Source organism: Mycobacterium sp. 852002-51152_SCH6134967, from assembly GCF_001667105.1.
GTDB classification, from domain to species: Bacteria; Actinomycetota; Actinomycetes; order Mycobacteriales; family Mycobacteriaceae; genus Mycobacterium; species Mycobacterium neumannii_A.
This window is the reverse complement of sequence record NZ_LZIK01000063.1, coordinates 14,805-36,189: the sequence shown is the minus strand read 5'-3', so window position 1 is coordinate 36,189 and position 21,385 is coordinate 14,805. Positions and strand designations below refer to the sequence as shown.

The 21,385-nt window shown below is 65.9% G+C and carries 23 protein-coding genes; 15 read left to right on the top strand and 8 right to left on the bottom strand.

Features of this window, described 5'->3' with window-relative positions; all coding sequences use genetic code 11:
• Positions 1–1,368: a sulfatase gene (locus A5790_RS19115; RefSeq protein ID WP_066847722.1), complete on the bottom strand. Its 1,368-nt coding sequence runs from the start codon at positions 1,366–1,368 to the stop codon at positions 1–3.
• Positions 1,369–1,624: 256 nt separating this feature from the next.
• Between A5790_RS19115 and A5790_RS26410 the strand changes: the two genes are divergently transcribed.
• Together A5790_RS26410 and A5790_RS19110 are read left to right on the top strand one after the other, a co-directional pair.
• Positions 1,625–2,011, top strand: a complete 387-nt coding sequence (locus A5790_RS26410; protein ID WP_255361660.1) for a DUF222 domain-containing protein — start codon at positions 1,625–1,627, stop codon at positions 2,009–2,011.
• Complete coding sequence (locus A5790_RS19110; RefSeq protein WP_255361659.1) at positions 1,980–2,834, top strand: DUF222 domain-containing protein; 855 nt, start codon at positions 1,980–1,982, stop codon at positions 2,832–2,834. The genes A5790_RS26410 and A5790_RS19110 overlap by 32 nt, the downstream gene beginning before the upstream one ends.
• 123 nt (positions 2,835–2,957) lie before the next feature.
• Here the strand turns inward: A5790_RS19110 and A5790_RS19105 are convergent, their stop codons facing one another.
• Both A5790_RS19105 and A5790_RS19100 read right to left on the bottom strand, forming a co-directional pair.
• Positions 2,958–3,452 carry a DUF4334 domain-containing protein gene (locus A5790_RS19105; protein WP_197696836.1) on the bottom strand — a complete coding sequence of 165 codons (495 nt, stop codon included), beginning with the start codon at positions 3,450–3,452 and terminating at the stop codon, positions 2,958–2,960.
• Positions 3,453–3,554: 102 nt separating this feature from the next.
• Positions 3,555–4,037, bottom strand: coding sequence for a hypothetical protein (locus A5790_RS19100; protein ID WP_066847720.1), 483 nt, complete (start codon positions 4,035–4,037; stop codon positions 3,555–3,557).
• A gap of 47 nt (positions 4,038–4,084) precedes the next feature.
• Between A5790_RS19100 and A5790_RS19095 the strand changes: the two genes are divergently transcribed.
• On the top strand, positions 4,085–4,756 hold the full coding sequence (locus A5790_RS19095; protein ID WP_066847718.1) for a phosphatase PAP2 family protein: 672 nt from the start codon (positions 4,085–4,087) through the stop codon (positions 4,754–4,756).
• Here the strand turns inward: A5790_RS19095 and A5790_RS19090 are convergent.
• Positions 4,710–6,203, bottom strand: a complete 1,494-nt coding sequence (locus A5790_RS19090; RefSeq protein ID WP_066847716.1) for a bifunctional phosphatase PAP2/diacylglycerol kinase family protein — start codon at positions 6,201–6,203, stop codon at positions 4,710–4,712. The two genes, A5790_RS19095 and A5790_RS19090, sit on opposite strands and share 47 nt — an antisense overlap.
• Before the next feature lie 57 nt (positions 6,204–6,260).
• On the opposite strand from A5790_RS19090, the gene A5790_RS19085 reads away from it, so the two are divergent.
• From A5790_RS19085 to A5790_RS19075, 3 genes are read left to right on the top strand one after another with little or no spacing between them, the layout of a single operon-like run.
• Positions 6,261–6,845 (top strand): helix-turn-helix domain-containing protein, encoded by a 585-nt coding sequence (locus tag A5790_RS19085; RefSeq protein WP_066847714.1) that lies wholly within the window; start codon positions 6,261–6,263, stop codon positions 6,843–6,845.
• 1 nt (position 6,846) lies between these two features.
• The gene (locus tag A5790_RS19080; protein WP_066847698.1) at positions 6,847–7,674 is read left to right on the top strand and encodes an SRPBCC domain-containing protein; all 828 of its coding nucleotides are present in this window, start codon (positions 6,847–6,849) and stop codon (positions 7,672–7,674) included.
• Positions 7,675–7,683: 9 nt separating this feature from the next.
• Positions 7,684–8,337 (top strand): L,D-transpeptidase, encoded by a 654-nt coding sequence (locus A5790_RS19075; protein WP_066848312.1) that lies wholly within the window; start codon positions 7,684–7,686, stop codon positions 8,335–8,337.
• 1 nt (position 8,338) lies between these two features.
• On the opposite strand, the gene A5790_RS19070 is transcribed toward A5790_RS19075, so the two are convergent.
• A complete protein-coding gene (locus A5790_RS19070; protein ID WP_066848308.1) occupies positions 8,339–8,797 on the bottom strand; it encodes a nuclear transport factor 2 family protein in 459 nt (152 codons plus the stop codon).
• Between the two features lie 46 nt (positions 8,798–8,843).
• Between A5790_RS19070 and A5790_RS19065 the strand changes: the two genes are divergently transcribed.
• Positions 8,844–9,605 carry a hypothetical protein gene (locus A5790_RS19065; protein ID WP_156656458.1) on the top strand — a complete coding sequence of 254 codons (762 nt, stop codon included), beginning with the start codon at positions 8,844–8,846 and terminating at the stop codon, positions 9,603–9,605.
• Here the strand turns inward: A5790_RS19065 and A5790_RS19060 are convergent.
• Entirely contained in the window at positions 9,589–11,094 is a 1,506-nt protein-coding gene (locus A5790_RS19060; protein ID WP_066847695.1) for an FAD-dependent oxidoreductase, read from the bottom strand. The two genes, A5790_RS19065 and A5790_RS19060, sit on opposite strands and share 17 nt — an antisense overlap.
• A 110-nt stretch (positions 11,095–11,204) precedes the next feature.
• Here A5790_RS19060 and A5790_RS19055 point away from each other — a divergent pair, with 110 nt between their 5' ends.
• Both A5790_RS19055 and A5790_RS19050 read left to right on the top strand, forming a co-directional pair.
• The gene (locus tag A5790_RS19055; RefSeq protein ID WP_066847692.1) at positions 11,205–12,983 is read left to right on the top strand and encodes an Hsp70 family protein; all 1,779 of its coding nucleotides are present in this window, start codon (positions 11,205–11,207) and stop codon (positions 12,981–12,983) included.
• Positions 12,984–13,007: 24 nt separating this feature from the next.
• Complete coding sequence (locus A5790_RS19050; protein ID WP_066847683.1) at positions 13,008–13,451, top strand: cupin domain-containing protein; 444 nt, start codon at positions 13,008–13,010, stop codon at positions 13,449–13,451.
• Between the two features lie 2 nt (positions 13,452–13,453).
• Here A5790_RS19050 and A5790_RS19045 read toward each other — a convergent pair whose 3' ends face one another.
• Positions 13,454–14,653 (bottom strand): hypothetical protein, encoded by a 1,200-nt coding sequence (locus A5790_RS19045; protein ID WP_066847680.1) that lies wholly within the window; start codon positions 14,651–14,653, stop codon positions 13,454–13,456.
• Positions 14,654–14,850: 197 nt separating this feature from the next.
• Here A5790_RS19045 and A5790_RS19040 point away from each other — a divergent pair, with 197 nt between their 5' ends.
• Genes A5790_RS19040 through A5790_RS19020 form a run of 5 tightly spaced genes read left to right on the top strand, consistent with a single transcriptional unit; the run spans position 14,851 to position 19,653 of the window.
• Positions 14,851–15,705 (top strand): glycoside hydrolase family 26 protein, encoded by an 855-nt coding sequence (locus tag A5790_RS19040; protein WP_066847677.1) that lies wholly within the window; start codon positions 14,851–14,853, stop codon positions 15,703–15,705.
• An 8-nt stretch (positions 15,706–15,713) separates the two neighbouring features.
• Positions 15,714–16,940: a PP2C family protein-serine/threonine phosphatase gene (locus tag A5790_RS19035; protein WP_369829801.1), complete on the top strand. Its 1,227-nt coding sequence runs from the start codon at positions 15,714–15,716 to the stop codon at positions 16,938–16,940.
• Positions 16,937–18,907 (top strand): glycosyltransferase, encoded by a 1,971-nt coding sequence (locus A5790_RS19030; RefSeq protein WP_066847671.1) that lies wholly within the window; start codon positions 16,937–16,939, stop codon positions 18,905–18,907. Before A5790_RS19035 ends, A5790_RS19030 begins: the two co-directional genes overlap by 4 nt.
• Positions 18,904–19,236, top strand: a complete 333-nt coding sequence (locus A5790_RS19025) for an STAS domain-containing protein (protein WP_066847668.1) — start codon at positions 18,904–18,906, stop codon at positions 19,234–19,236. Before A5790_RS19030 ends, A5790_RS19025 begins: the two co-directional genes overlap by 4 nt.
• A gap of 9 nt (positions 19,237–19,245) precedes the next feature.
• The gene (locus A5790_RS19020) at positions 19,246–19,653 is read left to right on the top strand and encodes an ATP-binding protein (RefSeq protein WP_066847664.1); all 408 of its coding nucleotides are present in this window, start codon (positions 19,246–19,248) and stop codon (positions 19,651–19,653) included.
• Between the two features lie 6 nt (positions 19,654–19,659).
• Here A5790_RS19020 and A5790_RS19015 read toward each other — a convergent pair whose 3' ends face one another.
• Positions 19,660–20,430, bottom strand: a complete 771-nt coding sequence (locus tag A5790_RS19015; RefSeq protein ID WP_066847661.1) for an SDR family NAD(P)-dependent oxidoreductase — start codon at positions 20,428–20,430, stop codon at positions 19,660–19,662.
• A gap of 88 nt (positions 20,431–20,518) precedes the next feature.
• Here A5790_RS19015 and A5790_RS19010 point away from each other — a divergent pair, with 88 nt between their 5' ends.
• Positions 20,519–21,187, top strand: coding sequence for a hypothetical protein (locus tag A5790_RS19010; protein ID WP_197696835.1), 669 nt, complete (start codon positions 20,519–20,521; stop codon positions 21,185–21,187).
• Positions 21,188–21,385: the final 198 nt, after the last annotated feature.

Below are 21,385 nucleotides of genomic sequence, written 5' to 3'. Positions count from 1 at the left end.
TTATTGGCCGCTGTGGTCGGCTGTGACGCCGCGTTCGGACGCGATTGCGGACCGGCTCGGCAGCTGGCGTTGGATACGCAGATATGTTTCGGTGTAGCGCTCCGATATCCGGGTGCCCGCGAAATCTGAGGGGATCACGTCGTTGGTCTTGACACGCCAGTCGTTGAGCAGCAGGGCGAGATCATCGGCGACGGACTTTGCTTCGGCCGAGACGTTTCGGACTAGGAGGTTGTTTGACTCGTTGGGGTCGGCGCGCAGGTCGTAGAGCTCTCGTTGCGGTCGCTCCGCTCGGGTGAGGGGCGCGACGATGCGCCCAGGCGCGCTGTCGGCGATATCCAACGGTAGATCGAGGAGCGGGCGCGCCGCGTAATTCTCGATGTAGCTGTATTCCTTGGTGCGGATCGCGCGGATCGGGTCGAACGAGTCGTGGTAGGTCTTCGTTGTGTACACCTCGGTGCGAACGGGCGGCTCAGGGGAGGCCAGCAGGGCCGCCTTGTGGGAGAGCCCCTCGACATCGGCCGGTACCTCGACACCGAGGAGGTCGAGCAGTGTGGGAACCAGGTCTACACCGCTGAACAACTCGTCGTATACCTTCGGCGGGACATTCGCGTCGCGTGGCGGGCGCAGCATCATCGCGATGCCGGTGCCCGCGTCGTACAGCGTCGACTTGGCGCGGGGGAGTGCTGGGCCGTGGTCGGTCATGAACACCACCCATGTGGTGCGGTCGAGGCCGGTCGCTTCAAGGGTGTCGAGCAGTCGGCCGACCGCAGCGTCGGCCACCGTGATCGACCCGTAGAACTCGGCGAGATCCTGCCGGACTTCCGCGGTGTCGGGCAGATACTCGGGGACGTCGACGCCTGTGGCATCGGCTGGTTCATACCTGTCGCGCGGGTACGGTCGATGCGTCTCGAAGAAGCCCGCTGTCAACAGGAACGGCTTATCCGGCGGGTCGGTGAGCCACCGCGTCGCCTGTCCGACAACGTATTCACAGTACGAGTTCGAGACGTCGAACTCATCGAAGCCGAGCCTGGCAGGGTATGAGGTTTCGTGTTGCATACCGAACAAGGCGGTATGCCAACCTGATTCGGACAGAATCTGCGGCAGTGTACGGACACCCGCGCGGTATTCCCAGCCGTGGTGGGCAAGGCCGACGAGACCGTTGCTCTGGGGGTAGCGGCCGGTGAACAAGGAACCCCGCGATGGCGAGCAGAGCGGCGCAGTCGCGTGCGCGCGGGTGAACAGAAAGCTTTCGGCGGCGAATTCGTCGAGACGCGGACTCGACACGTCGTGGTGGCCGTAGGCGCCGAGATAACGGCCGAGGTCGTGCCAGTGAACGATCAGCACGTTGTCTCGGCGCCGGTCTGTCACGTTCCATCCTTTCGTCGGTCGACGTCTCCACTTCAACCTGCGAAGCGTGGACGGGCAACCCTTTGACTCATGGCGCTCGACCTCACGCTCGTTATGTGGCCCTCACGCTCGGTACGACCTCGCTCTCAGCACGTTATCTACAGGCGTTCGGCCGACGGCCGTCGGAGTTGTCCCCAAGTTCTGGTTCGTCCACAGATGTGGTTGTGGCCGGTCGTTGCGGTCAACGCGGTCGGGGGTGGTCGTTAGATTCGTTCGTATGTTCGATGAGTTGGTGGGGGTGGCCGGCCGGTCCCGGGGTGCGGGCGCGATCGGGGCGTGGGCGCGGGTGGAAAACGCCGCGTGCGCGCGCCGGTTGGCCGCTTCTGCCGATGTGCTCGAGCGATTGATCCGGGAGGCCGGGGCGGTTGATCGCGAGCAGTGGTGCATCGACAACTGGGCGATCGCGGCCGCCGAGGTCGCCGCCGCCCAGGGCGTCTCCCTGGGCGTGGCCTCCCACCAACTCTCAATAGCTGATGATCTGCGCCAGCGCCTGCCCGCGGTGGCCGCGGTGTTCGCCACCGGCGCGCTCTCGTCTCGCATGGTGGCCACGGTCACCCCATCGCACCCGGCTGGTGCGCGATGCGGCCGCACTGACCAAGATTGACGCCGAACTCGCGACCGAGCTGCCCCGCTGGGGCATCCTGTCGGCGACCAAACTCGACACCGCCATCGACACCTGTGTGGACCGCTACGACGCGGGCGCGGTGCGGCGCACTGAGAACGCCGCGCTGGGCCGCGACGTGGTGATCCACGATCCGCCCGACGGGTCGGGCACTGCCGCGATCGAGGGTTGGTTGTTCGCCGCCGACACCGCCGCCCTCGACGCGCGCCTGGATGCGATGGCCGCCGCAGTGTGCGACCACGACCCGCGTACCACCGAGCAACGCCGCGCCGATGCCCTCGGCGCCCTCGGCCACGGCGCCGACCGACTCACCTGCGCATGCGGGCGCCCCGAATGTGAAGCCGCAACCGCCACCCCCAGCGCTGTGGTCATCCATGTCATCGCCCGCCACGAATCACTGTCCGACGACACCCCCGCCGCACTGCACGGCGCAGCACCGCACACGCCACACGAGGAGAACCAGGGCGAGTCCGCGGGCCCGGCGGGCACGGACCCGGGGTATCTGATGGGCAAGGGTGTGCTGCCGGGCGCCGCTGCTGGCGAGCACCCTGGCCGCCACCGCCAAACGTCAACCGGTGATCCACCCCGGCGATGCCGGGCCCGAACCGCGCTACAGCGCCTCAACAAGCTTGGCGTGGTTCGTGCGCTGCCGCGACCGCCAGTATCGCGACGGCAGGATCGAGTGGACCTCCCGCCACGGGCAGACCTATACCACCCACCCCGGCAGCCGCCTGCTATTCCCCGACCTGTGCCAGCCCACCGCACCCGCCGCCATCAACACCACCATCGACACCAACACCGATGAGGCGCGCACCCTGAAAATGCCGCGCCGCACACGAACTCGTGAGCAGAATCGTATTGCGGCAATCGAAGCCGAACGGCGCTGCAACCAGCCCTACGTCGCCGAACGCAACAAACCCCCACCCTTCTAAGGAACCCGTTCGAGATAAAAGTAAGCGTGGCGGCCGTTGTCGAGTACGTTCTTACCGTTCAGGATGCCCATCACGGCATGGTCGTCGATCTTCTTGAAATGGTCGTGGACGGGCTGTCCGTCGAACACCATCGTGGCGGTTACCTCGCCCCGGAACTCCTCCATCCACAGGCTGCCTTCGCCGTTCTCGGCGTTCGAGTACTTATGGCCGTCTTCGTCCAGGCAGACCAGCGGTTTCACGTCGGTCGCAGAGATGAAGGTCTTGCCGAACCAGTTGATGAGGGCCAACGTTCCGTTTTCCCGGTGACCGGTATCGAATTCACCGCCTTCCCATTCGCCGATCATGAAATCGATGGTCGCAGGCTCCAGCGTTGCCCAGAAAGCATCGAGGTCAGCGTCCGGGATGAACACACGTTTCGGCCCCGTCACAAGCCGCTGTCCTGCGCGCTCTTTGAGCTCGGTGAACCTCTTCCGGGCCAGTTCATCGCCCACGGCGCTCTCCCATCACGCGGCGGTGAGGATGGTTGGTCCAGTATGGCCCCCACAGATACAGGCCGGCGGCGATTTGACAGGGAGGTTTACCGGTCAAAGCGCCTAAGGGTGGTACGGCACCCCTACGGCGCGGAACACGTACTCCGGCGGTACGTCGAAGGACAGCGATCGCCGAGGGATCCGCATGAGCACATCCTCGGGGATGGCGACTTTGTAATTCATTGAAAGTTCGCCGCTGAAGCGGGAATCGACGGCAGCGATGTCGACATCGATCTTCATACCCGTCGGGGAGAGTTCGGCGGTGACGGTCCCGGACTGCGTAGCGTCCCAGCGTTGATCGGTGGTGCGGCCGGCCAGTTTCGGAACGGTCGACAGCGTGGCGAGTACACGCTGGTTTGTCAGTGCCAGCGAGCCTACGTAACTCGTTACGTTGGCGTTCGCCCGTCGCCCCGGGATCTTGCCGCTGAAGCGTCGGGTCACCGCGATGTACTCGGAGAGGAAGAGCACACCCTCGGCCTCCACCTCGGCCCGCATCTCGTCCGGCATACCGCCGATACGGAGCAACTTGCGCAGGAACACCGCCATGGGCAGTCACACTAACGGCCCAACGATCCGCGTGGTAGAGGTGGACGATGGCATCACACACACCTCGGCTGGTGGTATCGGCGCTGGCCGCGGTCGCGGTGTATGCCCTGCTATGGGTCGGTGTCGCGCAGCAGTGGACGTGGTTGGCCGACATCGATTTCGCTGCGCTCGACGCCTTCTACCCGATCGGCGCAGACCATCCTGGATGGGTGCTCGGATGGGATATTTTCTGCCTCGCTCTGGGTCCGGGCATGTTCCGCGTGGTGACCATTGGGCTCATCGTCGTCGCGTTCGTGCGCCGCCGGATCCGCATCGCGATATTCCTGATCGTCACCGTCGAACTGGCCGGACTCGTCACCGAGATCGCGAAGGGAGCCGCCGACCGTCCCCGCCCGGACACCGCGTTCGTCACCGCGCTGGGAACATCGTTTCCCTCCGGCCACGCCCTCGGGGTGCTGGTCGCGGTCTTCGCCCTGCTGACCGTCGCTCTGCCCGCCGTGCGTCCGGCTGCACGCGCTTGGCTCATCGCGGCGGGCATCGCCATCGTCACCCTGATCGGGGTCGGCCGGGTGGTGCTCAACGTCCACCACCCGACCGACGTCGTGGCCGGATGGGCTTTGGGTTACGCCTATTTCGTGCTGTGCCTCATGCTCGTGCGGCCGTCGCGGCCGATCACGGAAGCGGCCGGAACACCGGAAGCGCCCGGTATCGCACACTGAAGCTGGCGGTTTCGCACTCGGTTCCGATCTCACCGTCGTGCGCCAACAGCGTCGGACCGTCGACTGCGGTGAACTCGAACTCGGGGACCCGCATCTCGTGATAGAACGGGCTGCGTACGAGCCGGCCGAGCGCGACGTCAACCAGAATGCGCAGCTTGCTGAACCGGTGACCGGTCTCGAGGATCCGGACGTCCATCAGCCCGTCGTCCATCCGGTCCCGCCGCGACGGCGCGAATCCCGAAGGCAGATAAGCTGAATTGCCGAGGAAGAACAGGAACGTCTGCAACGTCTTGTTGTCGTAACGGATGCGGACCGGATCCTCGTGCCGCAACGTGTGATACATCGCGTAGAGCCCGGCCAGCGGCTTGCCGATCTTGCGTTCGTACTTCTCTCGGGTGCGCACGAACGCCGGGTACGCACCGATGCTCGCGGTGTTGACCACCATCTGATTTTCGTTCAGACACACCATGTCGACGCACGCGACGCTGCCCTGCCGAATCGCGTCGACGGTCTTTTCCACCGTCTCGCAACCGATGTCCTTCGCGAAGTGGTTGAACGTGCCGCCCGGGAACACCGCCAGCGGCACACCCGCCTCGATGGCCGCCGCCGCCGCGCACGACACCGTTCCGTCTCCGCCCCCGATCGCCAGAACCTCGGCGCGCTGAGCCACCGAGCGCAAGGCGGTGGCGAAGTCGTCGTCTCCGGAGAGCTCGACTATCTCCGCGCGTGGCAACGCCTCTCGGACTTCTTTGAGAATGTCTGCTCCGGTCCCGCTGCCAGACGCGGGATTGACGACCAGCACCACACCTTCCCCCTCCGGTCGCGGCGGCGTTTCCACTCGCAGCGGATCCGCGGTCGGAAGCCTCGTCGGCACCATTGGAGGCACCACCCGTCCGCCCAGCACCGCAACCGCCGCACCCAGACCGAATCCGGCGATCACGTCTCCGGGGTAATGCGCGCCGACGGCGACGCGGGACAACCCGACGAGCCCCGCCAGAAGCGCCAGGGGAAGACCGAGCGACGCGCTCTCCAGTCCGACACCCACCGCGAAGGCGGCAGCGCTGGCGGAGTGCCCGGACGGAAGCGAGTTCGACGTGGGTCGGCGTCGCGTGCGACGCACCAGTGGCACGGAGTCGAACAGTGGGCGGGGCCGTCGCCGGATGCGCTTGGCGCCCTGGTTGGTGATCAAGCTCGTCGCCGCCAGCGTGAGCACCCCACGCACCGCGCCGCGCCGCGCGCTCGGCTTACCCGTGGCAGCCAGGGCAGCCGCGATCGCGAACCAGAGTTTGGAGTGGTCGGCAGCGCGGGTCAGCGGTGGCATCACGGTGTCAAGCAGCGGGGTCGGCGACTCGGCGATCGCGTCGAAGACCTCCTGGTCCAGCGCGCCGAGACCGTGAGTGATTCGCCGTAAGCCTGTGGGCCGGCCGACGACCTGCGCAATATCCATCTCCCCAACGTATCCACGAGTCTTGACAAATAATCTTGTCAAGCGCATCGTGGCGTCATGCTCGACGTGGAAGTGATCGACGATCCCGCGGCCGCGGTCAGTGCACTGGACCCGATCCGCGGTCGACTGCTCGCCGAACTCACCGAACCGGCCTCCGCGGCGGCGCTTGCCCCGCGGGTCGGAATATCGAGGCAGAAGGTCAACTACCACCTGCGCGCACTCGAGGAGCACCGGCTCGTCGCCGAAGCCGGCGAACGCCGGTGGGGTGGCCTGCGCGAGCGCTTGCTGGTCGCCACGGCCGCGTCCTACGTCGTGTCGCCCGGCGCGATGGGACCCGTCGCCGCCGACCCCGGCCGCACCAACGACCGCCTGTCCGCCAGCTACCTGATCGCCCTGGCCGCCCGCGCCGTTCGCGAAGTGGGTGAGCTCTGGGCGATCGCCCGTGAAAAAGACAAACGGCTGGCGACCTTGTCGATCGACACCGCGGTCCGCTTCCGCTCACCATCCGACCGGGCGGAGTTCACCCGCGAGCTCTCCGACGCGATCACCTCGCTGGTCGCGCGCTATCACGACGAATCCGATCCGCAGGCGCGCGGCTACCGGTTGCTGGTCGCCGCCTACCCCGCCCCGAAGGAGGACTGAAATGCCCTTGCACAGAGACGATTCCGGTATGCGCCGGGTAGCGGTGGAAGTGCTCGTGCCCGGAACACCGGAGCAGGTCTGGCATGCCATCGCCACCGGCGTCGGCATGGGCGCGTGGTTCACGCCGACGACGGTCGAGGAACACGTCGGCGGCGCCATCAGATTCGACTTCGGCGGCGAGAGCTGCGGGACGGACGCCTCGGGCGGCAAGGTGACCGCCTGGGAGCCTCCGCATCGCTTCGCCTACGAGGAGCACGACTGGAGCGGCGACGCGCCGCCACTTGCCACCGAAGTGACGGTCACCAGCCGCTCCGGGGACCGCTGCGTCATCCGGATGGTGCACAGCCTGTTCACCGATCGAGACGACTGGGACGACGAGATGGAGAGCTTCGAATCCGGTTGGCCCGGCGCCTTCGAAGTGCTCAAAATCTACCTCTCGGATTTCGCGGGCTTGCCCGCGTCGAGCGTCCGGGTCATGTCGGTTCATCCGGGCGACGAGTCGCAGGCGTGGACGAAACTCACCGAGGCGCTGAACCTCGCGGGCGTGGACGTCGGCGAACATCGTGAATCCCCGCGCGGCGCGCCACGTCTCGCCGGCGTTGTCCAACGCGTACACCAGGACAACACCGTGCGCGACCTGATATTGCGCATCGACGAACCCGGGCAAGGCGTCGCGGTTCTCGGCACCTGCACGGTCGCCGGTCAGACGAGCGCCATGGCCAGCGTCTTTCTCTACGGCGACGACGCCGCCGCGATCGCAAAGGAAGAACACGACAACTGGTCGTCGTGGCTGCGTGGCTTACTCGAAGGGCAGCACACCGCGACTTAGCATGTGTCGGTGCGCCGACTGCTGACCCTCCTGTGCGTGAGCCTGCTGGCCCTTGCGACGGCGCCCCTTGGCCAGGCGCAGACGGTGCCGTGGTTCGCGAAATCGGTAGGTTCGGCCACCCAGGTGATTTCAGTTGTCGGCGTGGGTGGTTCGAAAGCCAAGATGGATGTCTACCAGCGGACCGGTGCGGGTTGGCAGGTGGTCGCCGCGGGCATACCGGCCTGGATCGGCGCCAACGGCATGACTCCGCAGAGCCATGACGGCGAAATGAAAACGCCGATGGGCGTTTTCACGCTGGACTTCGCCTTCGGCACCGCACCCAACCCCGGCGGAGGTCTGCCGTACGTGCAGGTCGGGCCAGACCACTGGTGGGACGGTGACATGAAGAGCCCGACCTACAACACCATGCAGGTCTGCAAGAAGGCGCAGTGCCCGTTCGACACCGACCCCGCCAGCGGCACCGAGAACCTCCAGATCCCTCAGTACGTGCACGCGGTCGTCATGGGGGTCAACAAGGCGCGGGTACCTGGCAATGGAGGCGCCTTCTTCCTGCACGCCACCGACGGCGGGCCGACGGCCGGATGCGTGGCGATCGACGACGGCAAGCTGGTCGAGATCATGCGGTGGCTTCGGCCGGGGGCGCTGATCGCGATTGCTCAGTGAGTCAGATGTTCAGTGCACGACCGGGTTTCACCTTGAAGTTCAGCGCCTCGAGTGACATTGACGCGTCATAAGTGCGGTCGTACCCCGTTTCGCTGATCCGCCACCCGTCGCTCGTGCGCCGGTACCGGTCGTGGTAGAAGCCCGCGCCTATCAACATGAAGTTGAAGTCCGGCGCGATCACCCGGTCCTGCAGGTACCACGTGCCCGTCGCTTCGTCGCCGTCGACGGTGATCTCGGGATGGGTGACGCGGTGTTCGGTGATGATCTCGGGACCCAGCGAGTCGCGCATGAACTTGACCAACTCGTCGCGGTTGGTGAAGTGATGCTCCTCGCCGATCGATTCGCCGTACTTGCCGACCACATCCTCGGTGAGGGTGTCGGCGAACTCGTCCCAATGCTTGGTGTCGAGTGCGCGCAGGTACCGGTACTTCACTTGTTGGATCTCGTCGATGTCACCCATGCCCGTCATTGCAACACAGCACAGCCACGGCGCGTACAGTCCGGACATGAAATTCATCGACGCCTACGTCAAGTCTCCGTTCGCGGGACTGGCGCCATGGATCCTGATGGCGGTCGTCGCAGGACCCGGCCGGTTCGAGGAAGCCGCCTCTGCGGCGCTGGGTCTGGCTCTGCTCACGTTGTGGGTGGGCACCCGTCGCGGCGCCGCGGTGCATTCACTCGAGGTGGTGACCGTCGCCTACTTCGCAGTGTTGGTCGTAGTGGGTTTGGTTGCGCCGGATTCGGTCATCGACTGGCTGCAACTGTGGGCCGGCGAACTCAGCAACATCGTGCTGGCCGTGTTCGCCGTCGGCACGCTGATCATCCGCCGGCCGTTCACGATGGCGTACGCGAAGGACACCACACCTCCCGAGCACTGGGACAGTGCGCCGTTTCGGCGAATCAACTATGCGATCACCGGTGCCTGGGCCGGCGCATTCGTGGTGTCCGCCATCGCCGGTGCGATCGGGGATGCTGTCCTAGGTGACAACGACAACTTCTGGACCGCCTGGATCATTCCCATCGGCGCCGTCGTCTTCGCCGCGTCCTTCACCGAGTTCTACCCCGACTACGCGACCGGAGAGTCGAACTCGTGGTCGGGTGTCATCGACTGGCTTCCACCGTTTCTCACCGTTACCGGAATCGTCGGCTGGGTGTCGGACTCGACGTCCGTCACGATGGCGATCGCGCTGATCGCGGTCGGTGTTATCGGCTCGATCGCTGTTCGGCGGCTATTGCCGGAGAAGCCGATATCTACTGCGCCGCAGTGAGGTTGCGGGTCGCGGGACCCTCGAGCAGGGTTCCGTCGGGTGCGAAGCGTGAGCCGTGCAGCGGGCACTCCCAGGATTCGTCGGCGTCGTTCCAGTTGACGATGCCGCCGAGGTGCGGGCACACCGGCGACACGCGGTACTCGCGACCGTCGACCACGCTTCGCGCCTCCAGGTCCCATGGCGGGCCGCTGACCACGCCGCCCTCTTCTGGGGTGCGGTTGAGGATCCTGGTGACCGGAGTGATCCACCCGCGCGTCAGATAGAGCGCCACCTGCGCGTTGGTCTGCATCGCCTTGGGGATGCCCGACAACTCGTGCGGACTCCAGCTGTCGAAGGCCTGCGCCCAGTCCATCCGGCCCCCGAGGATGCGGCTCGACAGCGCCAGTGCGGCAGCGGTTCCGTTGGTCATGCCCCACTTGTCGAAACCCGTTGCCACGAAGATCTTGTCGTTGCCGGGCAGGATCGGGCCTACGTAGGGCAATTCGTCGATGGGTGAGTAGTCCTGTGCGGACCAGTAATGGGTCTGCATCGCGCCGGGGAAGTGCAGCTTCGTCCACTGGTCGAGCTCCTGCACCGACGAGGCCGGGCTCTTCTCGTGGCCGACGGGATGCCCCGCCCCACCGGCGATCAACCGATCGCCGTCCGGCGTCGGCGCATAACGCAGCGACCTGGTCGGCGAATCAGCCGAGATGTACATGCCCCGTGTGATGTTGCCGGGCACCTTGTAGGCCATGCAGTAGGAACGTTGCGGTTTGAGGCGAGCGAAGAAGCCGCCACGGTCCAGGATGGGGATGCCCGTCGCGAGGACACATTGCTTGGCGTGCACGTCGAATTCGTCACCTGCGGTGGTGCGCACATTCAGGGCCAGTTTGTCGCCCTCATTCGAAACCTTCTGCACCCGAACGCCTTGCGCCAGCCGTCCGCCCCGTTCGTCGAGCTCAATGACCAGGCTGTCGAGCAACGGCATCGGATCGAACTGTGCCTGGTCGGCCAACCGGACAGCACCGTGGAACGGGAACGGCACGTCGGCGTCGTCGACCCAGTCGACATCCAATCCCGCGGCCTCGCACGCCTCGAGCTCCTGGCGCACAGAGGACACACCCTTCTCGGATTGTGCATAGGTGTAGGCGTCCTCGCGTTGCACCGACAGCCCGTGCGCCTCACAGTGCTGGACCAGCCACTCCAGGCCCTCACGGTTGCCCTCGACGTACTGCTTGGCGGTCCCGGCGCCGTGTTTGGAGACGATCTTCGACAGTTTGGTGCTCTGCAGCAGGCTGATTTTGGCGGTGGTATTGCCGGTCGCGCCCGCGCCGACGCGTTGTGCTTCGAGCACCAACACGTCCTTGCCGGCCCGCGCCAAGAGCACCGCGGTGATGAGGCCGGTAATTCCGGCGCCGACCACGACGACGTCGGCCGACCGGTCCGATTCGACCAACGGGTCCGGCGGTGCCGGCCGCTCGACGCGGTTTGCTAGCCACAGAGATGTCATGGCATTGCAGGTACCCGTTTGGCCCACCCCAAAACCGTGGCGGCCGAACGGGGTTCGCACGGAGTGTCTGACCGGTTCCCGGTGGTCGGAGGACTATCGTGTGGTCCGTTATGAGCGACCCATTGGGGTTGTCGATCGGGACGACGAACTTGGTCGCGGTACGCATCGACAATCGAGCCGATCAGCCCGTGCTCCGTCGTTCGGTATTCACCGTGCCGGACGGCACCGTGATGTCCGGGTTCGTCGAGCGGGCCGGCGACGATGTGCCACTGGTCGCCGCGGATGGATCGTCACACTCGGCCGACCGGCTGTTGGTCGCCGCGCTCGCCGATCTCGTCGAAGCCAGCGGTGCGCCGGCGTCCGACGTCACGCTCGCCGTCCCCGCGCACTGGGGACCGGCCACCCTTCGGACCCTGCGCAGCGCGCTGCGGGGCCATCCCGTCTTCGGCGCCGACGGTACGACCACCCGACTCGTTTCGGATGCCAAAGCGTCGCTGACCGCGCTGCAAACCGATCTCGGAATCCCGACACAGGGTGTGCTGGCACTGGTGGACTTCGGCGGCGGCGCGACCGGCATCACGCTGGCCGATGCGGGCGACGCGTTCGAACCGATCGACGAGACGACTCGTCACACGGAGTTCTCCGGTGACCTTGTCGATCAGGCGCTGCTCAGCCACGTTCTGGCAGGGCTGCCTTCGGGCGGAGACGACCCCACGAGCACGGCCGCCGTGGGGTCACTGTCGCGGCTGCGAGAAGAGTGCCGCGACGCCAAGGAACGGTTGTCGACACACGAGGCGACCGACGTCGATGTGCGGTTGCCGAACCATCACTCGGTGGTTCGGGTGACCCGAGATGAACTCGAGGCTTTGGTCGCGACACCGCTCGAAGGTGTCTTGGCCGCGATCGATGACACGTTGCAGCGCAACAGAATTGGCTGGAAGGACGTCGCCGCGCTGGTCGTGGTCGGCGGTGGCGCAGGCCTGCCGTTGATTCGGCGGCTGTCCGAGCACTCCGGCATGCCGGTGTTCGCCACCGCGCAACCGGGGCTCGACGCCGCCAAGGGCGCCGCGTTGATCGGCGCGTACACCTCGGCCGCCGAGGCGCGCACCGGCTTGGCGCCCGTGGTTGCCGCGGACGCCCCGACGGGTCTGGCGCCGGCGCCCCCGACGGAGACCGAGTCGCCGGGGACATCGACGGTTGGCGCGCTGGCCTGGTCGCAGGACGACGCGGCGGACGACCCCGTGCCCTACACCGGCTCGGGTCCCTACGAGACCCCGTATGACTCCGGGCCGATGCGCCCGCCGCCCGTGCAGTACGTGGCCGCGATGACGGGGCCGATCGACGAACCCCGGATCTGGCAGCGGCTGCCGGGGCTGGTGATGGGCGTTGCGGCGGCCATCGCGGTGGTCGCCGTCGGCGGAGTGGCAATCGCCTTGACCAGTGCGACCGGCAGTACCGGCGTGACCGAGGCTCCGCGGACCGCGCCGGTTCCGCCGCCGTCGGCGCCGCCGCCCGAACCGGTCGCACCTGAGGCGCCGCCGCCTCCCGTCGAAACCGTCACACTGCCCAACGACCCGCCCCCTCCGCCGGTGACCACCGAAGCACCGCCACCTCCGCCGCCACCGCCGCCACCGCCGACGACGACCGTCGTCACCACGACACAACCGACGACTACCACCACGACGACAACGACCACTACTACGACGACGACCACAACGACGACGACGACAACAACCCCGCCCACGACCACGACCACCGCGCCCACCACGACGATCTCTTCCGCCACGGCGACCACCACGCCGATGACGACGACCTATCTGACTGTGCCGTTCGTGCCGGTGCCGATTCCGATCCAGGTGCCGCAGAACCCTTACCAGCCGGTGCCATAGCCCCAGCTGTCGGATAATGCGGCGATGAACCGGTTACATTCCGTCGCGGCGGCCCTGGCGATCACGGCGACGATGGCAGCGCCGTCGGCGGCCGCCACACCCGCAGAGGGTGACATCGAGCGCACCGACCTGGCGAAGGGCACGACGGATGCGCCCATCGCGATCGTCGCCGTGGGCCAGCCGACCACCCTCTACGTGCAGAACCTCGTGCTCGCACCGGAGTCGAGCAGCGGCTGGCACACCCACCCGGGCCCGGAGTACTCGGTGATCAACGGCGGGGAGGTGAGTCTGCAGACGGCCGGCGGCTGCGTGCCTGCGGTCTTCGGCGCCGGGCAGGCCATCTTCGTCCCTGCCGGTGTCCCACATGTGGTGTCCAACAGGGGCTTTGAGCACGCAGAGGCGACGGTCACCTACACGTTGCCCGCCGACCGTGCGGTGCGGGACGACGCACCGGCCGCCTGCCCGTAGGTCTAACGCCCGTACGTGTACTCCGGTTCGTGGAACCGGTTGATGATCGGGATCCGCTCGATGATGCGGTCGCGCAGACGTGGCTGCGGCGGCGGGACGTACGCCGGTGCCGGCGGGGGCGCATACACCGGAGGTGGGGCGTAAGCCGGGGGAGCGCCGGCGGGGGCCGGTGGTGTGTAGGCCGGTTCGGGCGCGGTGTACGCCGGCGCGGGTGGTACGTAGGCCGGTGGTTCGTAGACCGGTTCGGCCGGGGGAGCGGCGGGCGGCGGCGGAGGGGCGGCCATCGCGATGGTCTGTGCGACGACCGGCTTCGCTTCGGCGGGCGTCGTGACCTTCTTGCTGTGGATCTCGTTCTCGACGGGCCGCCGCGCCTCGTCCGCGACGGCCACGGGTTCCTCGTCGGTGGCCGGCGGGTCCTGGGGCGTGGACGAGCTGTCGCCCGTCAGAGTCAGGCCGACTGCTGTCGAGGTCGACACCACGAACGTCACCACGGCGGCGACGAGAACCGATGCCAGCGCCCCGACCCGCGACGGTGCTTTGGTCGCCGGGGCGTCCAGCCTGTTCACCGCCCGCGCCGACGCCAGCGCCGCTCCGCGTGCCAACGCCAGGTCGGCTTCGGCGGCGGAGAACACCGGGGAATCCGTCACGTTGCCGAGCGTCGAGGTGATCAGCTCGACATCACGGGCCGACCCGACCACGAAAATGGCCTGCGGCCGCCATTCGTTGAGCTCGAGCATGGCGATCACGCTGCTGGGCAGCTCGACGACGTCTGCGCCGTCAAGGGGTCGCGCGATGCGGTCGACGGTCACGCCGTCGCGGTCGACCATCGCGACCACCGCGGCGTCGGGTTCCACGATGCACACCGCGACGTCGTCGTAGTCGGCGATCTCTGCGATGCCCGCCGCCAGCACCTCGCCCGCTTCCAGTTCGGAGACCGCGATCGCGTTGCCGTAACCGCGGACGGCAAGTGCGTCGAGCACATCGGACGCCACGGTTTCGGCCTCGTTGGTCCAGGTGACGCCGATGGCGTGGATCGGGCTGGCGACATCGGCGAGCGCGACGTTGAGCAGATCGTCGGGATCGACCTCCGCGTCGAAGTCGAACGATCCGCGGTCGACGGTGGCTCCTTCGCCGGTGGTGCCTTCGACGAGCACCCACCGAACCGTGCTGGACGTCATCAACAGGCCGAGCACGAGGTCCATATCGTGTCCCCGTTCTTGCGGTGAATCAGGTCCTGAGATTACTCCCCCTCGCAGGAGGCGATACCCAGTAAGCCCAGCAACCCACAGCCGCCGCATGACCGCCCTATCCGCAGATTGCCCGATGGCGAGGATCGGAGTTTGCGACGATAGCGCGCGGGGGAACATCTGAGTGACCTCATAGGACGTAGGGGAACACCGTGGATGCGCTGGCCGTACGCTTCGGCGTGAGTACGCCGGGCGGATTCACGGCGGGCCGAGAATTGCAGGCCGTCGCCGATGCGGTCGGGCATCGCCCCGAGATGGTGATGGCATTCGAGGATTTCTTTGCTCCGCCGCCGATACCGGCAATGGCGGTGGTGACCTACGGTGGCGCCGAACCCATCGTCTCCTGGGAGCCGTGGTGCTGGACGGGCGATCGGTCGCCCGCTCTCATGGAATCCCTGCGCGCTGGCGCCCTCGATGACCACATTTACCGCTGGGCCGACGAGATCGGCGAATGGGGCCGACACGCCTTCATTCGGTTCGCGCATGAGTTCAACGGCAATTGGTACCCCTGGACACCGCCAGGCGGCACGACGCCCTCGGCATACGTCAGCGCGTGGCGGCATGTACACGACATCTTCACCGAGAAGGACGTCTCCAACGTCGACTGGATATGGGCGCCCACGGTCGGCGGCGCCGGAATACTGGCCGACTGGTACCCCGGCCACGAGTACGTCGACGTGTTGGGTGTCGACGGATACAACTGGGGAACCTGCCTGCCCTCGTCGAACTGGGTTTCGCCCGAGCAACTTTTCGGAGCCGTCCTCGACGAGCTGCGATCGATCGCGACGGACAAGCCGATCCTGATCGCGGAGGTCGGGTGCGCCGAATCCGGCGGCAGCAAAGCCGAATGGATAGCGTCTTTCGTCGAGTTCCTCCAGCAGCAGCGCGATGTAGTCGGATTCGTCTGGTTCGACCACGTCAAGGAGACCGACTGGCGGATCGAGAGCACGCTGGAGGCGGCGGCCGCGATGGCCGAGGCGATGCGCGATACGCGGTTGGTGTCATGATCTCAGGCGTGGCCAATGACCGCTTCGCCCTCCCGGCCGAAGTCGAAGAGCGGCGGCTTCACTCGCTTGAGCAACTGAACATCCTCGACAGCCCGGCCGAAGAGCGGTTCGATCGCATCATCCGCATGGCGCAGCTGATCTTCGAGGTGCCACGGGCGTACATCAACTTCATCGACCGTGACCGCCAATGGTGCAAGCAGGCGGTGGGCGAGGGCCTGGAGATCACTGGGCCCCGGGAGACATCGGTGTGTCGCGCAACGATCGCCCGGACCTATGACAAACCCGCCGAGCCGGCCCTGATCGTCGACGATCTGAAGGTCGAGCCGGAATTCGCCGCGCTTCCGGCGATAGCGGCCGAAGGCGGCATCCGTTTCTACGCCGGTTATCCGCTCTTCGGTCCCGGCGGCCACGCGGTCGGGACCTTCTGTATCTACGACCTGAAGCCGCGATCGCTCGACGACCGGCAGCGCGAGATCTTCCGTCAGCTCGCGGTATGGGCACAGCGTGAACTCGAACGGTCCGACGACCTGGAGCGAGCGGCCGCCATACAGCGTCTGCTGCTGCCGCCGGCGATTGACGACCTTCCCGGTTACTCCGTCTGCGCGATGTGTTCGCCCGCGTTCACGGTCGGCGGCGACTTCTACGATTTCTACCCCGTGCAGGGTGGCGCGGTGTTCACCGTTGCCGATGTGATGGGTAAGGGGCTCGGGGCGGCCTTGCTGACCGCCAGCGTGCGCTCGGCATTGCGTGGAGCGTCGCGCGCGGTCGACCAGGTGGCCTACGACGCCGACTTGTCGGCGGCAGTCAACTCGGTGGCCAGTCAGTTGACCGAAGACTTCGGCCGCACAGAAACTTTCGTGACTATTTTCCATGCCCGGTTGGACACGATGTCCGGCCGAGTGCAGTACGTGGACGTCGGCCACGGAATTGCCGCTGTGTTGAGACGAACGGGTGTCGTCGAACGCCTGCCTACAGGTGGGCTTCCGATGGGCGTTGTCCCCGACGACATCTGGGAAGCGCAGGAGACACTGTTGGAGCCGGGCGACATGCTCGTGATCGCCTCGGACGGGTCGCTGGACCTGCTCGGTCGCAGTGCCGTAGAGCAGGACATCCTAAATTTCGTTGCCGAGCACGCCAAACCCGGTGAGCTCTGTGCCGCAGTCAGCGCTTTGACAACCAGGAAGCCGCCACTCGACGACGTGACATTGATAGCTGTGCACCGAGACATTCCGTGACGCACAAGCTTCCGTCCGAGAGGACCGCGCCGTCGCCGTGGCTGCGGCTGTTGATCGTGGTCACTGCCGCGCTAGGCGTCAACTACGTCGTCTGGCGGTGGTTGGCTTCGACGAACTGGTCGGCGTGGTGGATCGCGGTTCCTTTGGTGCTGGCCGAGACCTACAGCCTCATCGACTCCCTGCTGTTCGGTATGACGATGTGGCGACTGCGTCGTCGCCCCCCGCCGCCACCGCCTCCCGAGGGCGCGACGGTCGACGTGTTCATCACCACGTACAACGAACCTATCGACATGGTGATCGCGACAGCGGAAGCCGCACAGCGCATTCGGTATCCACATCGGACCTACATTCTCGACGACGGTGAACGCAACGAGCTAGCGGAGGCCGCCGCCGAGCGCGGGATCGGATATCTGGTCCGGTCGTCGCATTGGTTGGACAAACCGCGTCACGCCAAGGCGGGGAACCTCAACAACGCGTTGCTGGAAACCGACGGCGAGTTCATCTTGATCCTCGACGCGGATCAGGTGCCGAAACCAGAGATCCTCGACCTCACGTTGGGGTACTTCCGTGACGAGAAGATGGCGTTGGTCCAGACGCCGCAATACTTCATCAACGTCCCGTTCTCCGACCCGCTGGGCAGCCAGGCGCCGTTGTTTTACGGTCCCATTCAGCAAGGTAAGGACGGTTGGAACGCCGCGTATTTCTGCGGTTCCAACGCCGTGCTGCGGCGCGACGCGCTGATGCAACTCGGCGTGACCGGCTACGTGCGCGCGGTGGAGGACGGCATCAAGCGCGCGCTGTATACCTCGCGCAAGATCCTGAAGCAGGCGAAGCGCAGGACCAGCAGAGATCAACAGAGCGTGCTTGCCGCCTTGAAGAGTGTCGAGGACGCCGTCCACGAGGCCCGTGCCTCACTCAAGACCAAGCAGCCGCTGGCCGACATCACCTACGTGTTTCAGCAACGTGTCGACGCAGCGGCGAAGAGCCTGGTAGTCGCCGATGTCAGCGCCATGCGTGCTGACCTCGATGCCATCGCCGCGTTGAGCGGCCACGGCGAAAACCTCGACACCGCAGTTATCTTCGATGACGAGGCTCTGGAGTCGCTCGCCGGCAGGGAGTGGTCGCCGCTGGGGGCGCTTGAGTCGATTCGCACCATGATCCGCACCGTGGACGTCGGCAGGGACGATGAAGCCCAGCCGATGCTGCCGATGGCCACGATCTCGGTGACGGAAGACATGGCCACCTGCATGCGCATGCACGCACTCGGGTGGAAGTCTGCCTATCACCACGAGATTCTGGCGGAGGGTTTGGCGCCCGATGATGTGCGCACCATGCTCACTCAGCGGCTGCGTTGGGCACAGGGCACAATCCAGGTGATGCTCAAGGAGAACCCACTATTCGTGAAGGGCCTGAGCGTCGGGCAGCGGCTCATGTACTTCGCGACGATGTGGAGTTACCTTGCCGGCTTCGCGGCTCTGGCCTACATTGCTGCTCCCGCAATCTTTTTGATCTTCAATATCATGCCGGTGCAGGCTTACAGTTGGGACTTCTTCGGACGGTTGATTCCGTTCCTGATCCTCAACCAGCTTCTTTTCATCGTCGTCAGCAGGGGCACACCGACATGGCGAGGCCAGCAGTACAGCCTTGCGCTGTTCCCGGTCTGGATCAAGGCGTGTATCACGGCATTTCGCAACGTCTACTTCGACCGGCCCCTCGGCTTCGCGGTCACACCCAAAACCCGACAGGGTGCCGGCTCGATCCCTTGGGGATTGGTGAAGTGGCAGCTCGCCGCCATGGCGCTGCTGGTGGTCGCGTCCGTGATCGGGATCGTCCAGCTGTATTTCGGCGCAATCTCGGTGCTGGGCGTCGGAGTGAATCTATTCTGGGTGCTCTTCGACCTAATCATCCTGAGCGTGGTGTTCCAGGCAGTGCGGTATCGCGGCCATGAAGCGGAAGGCGAGAAGTGACCGGATCCAGTAGGCGTACGACAGCTTCCGGGGCAGTGGTGGTGAAGCCCGAGGGGCGACTGAACATGGTGGCGGCGCCGGCGCTGCGCAAGGAACTACACGGCCTTGTCGAGGCCGGCAGCACCCGGTTGGTCGTCGACCTGTCGGCAACGGAGTTCATTGACTCGTCGGGGCTCGGGGTTCTGATATCCGGGCTCAAGCTCGCGAGGCAGGCGGGAGGGGATCTGCGTATCGCGGCTCCCACCACGCAGGTGGAGACCGTGTTGTCGCTGACGAACCTGGACAGGGTGCTGCGCGCACATTCCACAGCCGACGCCGCGTTCGACTAGAAGCGACCGATGATGCAGAATCCCGCCGCCGTCGTCGAAATGGCTACTGGTCCGGAAACCCTTGCAGCCCTGCAGGAAACGTTGGACGAAGTGTGGCAGACGCATGACGTACCCGACGGGACCCGGATGTCGATGGATCTGGCGGTCGGAGAGATCGGCGCCAATATTATCGAGCACGCACGGGGCGGCCAGTCGGTGCGGTTGCGGATGGAGGTCGCGGTCTCACCCACCGAAGTGATCGCGACCTTCATCGACGACGGCGGACCGTCGCCGGTGGACCTCAGCCAGGTGGAGTTACCCGACGAACTCGCCGAAAGCGGCCGGGGTCTTGCCATCACCCTGAGGGTGCTCGACGAGCTTTCCTATCGGCGCGAGGAGACCGGTAACCGTTGGACGTTGGTGTCGCGTCTGCACTGACCGGGGTCAGGGCCGCAACGTCACACCGCCGTCCACGCTGATCGTCTGCGCGGTGATGAAGCTGCCGTCGTCGGAGAGCAGTAGCGCGGCCAATGCGGCGACGTCGTTCGGCGTCCCGAACCGGGACTTGATCATCTGCCGTGCGCGGGCCTGTTCGACGACGCCGTCAGGCATCGGTTGCTGGTCGAATTTGTAGTGCCAGATCAACCCGGGCGCGATCGCATTGCATCGGATGCCCTTGGGTCCGTATCGACGCGCGATATGTCGCATCAGCGCCAATTCGGCCGCCTTGCTCATGGCGTACGACACTCGGGTGCCCGCGCCGTTGTAGGCGTCGATGGAAGCGGTGAAGACGATCGAACCGCCGCCGCTGTCGACCATCGCGGGGATGGCGTGCTTGGCGCAGATGACGAACCCGCGGGTGTTGACGCGCATCACCTCGTCGAACGCTTCGAGCGGAAGCTCGACGACCCCGCCGGGCAGATAGGCATCCGCGGCGTTGGTGAAGTTCACATGCAGGCCATCGAGGCGACCGAAGGTGTCGACAGCCAATGCGACCGCCGCGCTGACGGACTGCTCATCGGAGCCGTCGAGATGCGTGCCGCGGATCCGCTCTCCCGCCGGGTTGATCTCGTCGGTGACGCGTTTTACCAGCTCAGCGTCGATATCGCCGAGCACCAGACGGGCTCCCTCGTCGGTGAACCTGCGCGCCAGCCCGTTTCCGATGCCGCCGAGGCCCGCGACGATGATGACCTTGTCTTCGAGCAGTCCCGTCACGCTTGGAGATGATCCACCCTGGTCGAGCGCGGGCCCAGCGGATCGTCCCGGATTGCGGCAAATGTAACGGTTTGATATACAACCCTGCGTGGGTCGGCACTCCGTAGCCAAGAAGAGGCGCACGTCACCGATGGGCGTGGCCGCAGTGCTCGGCCCGGCCGCCGTCTTCTTCGCGGTCGGGGGAGACGTCCACCTTCAAGCTCGTCCGGCACCGGAAAGCAAGCCCGTCGTCGAAGAGGTTGCCGACAGTCAACCGTGCTGTTTGGAGATCGTTGCGGCCCCGCCGATAGCACCCGCGGCGGCCATCGGTCATGTCAGCCCCGGCATTGCGGCCGACGCCATGGTTGCGGCGGCGCGCTACCGCACCGTCGATCGATCTCTGCCGGTCGGCATCGCGCCTGAGGGCGGCCTGCAGGTGAAGACGATCCTGGCGTCGCGGGCCATCAGCGAGGCTTTCCCCGAGATCAGCAATATCGGTGGCGTGCGACCCGATTCGCTGAGGTGGCATCCCAACGGCTTGGCGCTCGACGTGATGATTCCCAATCCCGGCAGCGCCGAGGGGATCGCCCTGGGCGACGAGATCGTCTCCTACGTCCTGCGCAACGCGAAGCGTTTCGGCTTGCAGGATGCGATCTGGCGCGGTGTGTACTACACGCCAGATGGCGCACAGCGGGGCGGCTACGGCCATTACGACCATGTGCACATCACGACCCGCGGGGGCGGTTACCCGACCGGGGACGAAACCTACCTGCGCTGAGGTTGTCGCGGCGCGTGATGCGACGCAGCGGATTACCGGTGCTGTGACCAATCTGACAGTTTGCTGAGAATCGCCAGCTGGGCGGCTGCGGATTTTCGTCAGCAAACATATTGAGACGCCGTTCCCTGACCTTGCTCCGGCTTAAAGCGGACGCCGCTCGGTTAATATTTCCAGCGGCAAGTAAGCACACTTATATTC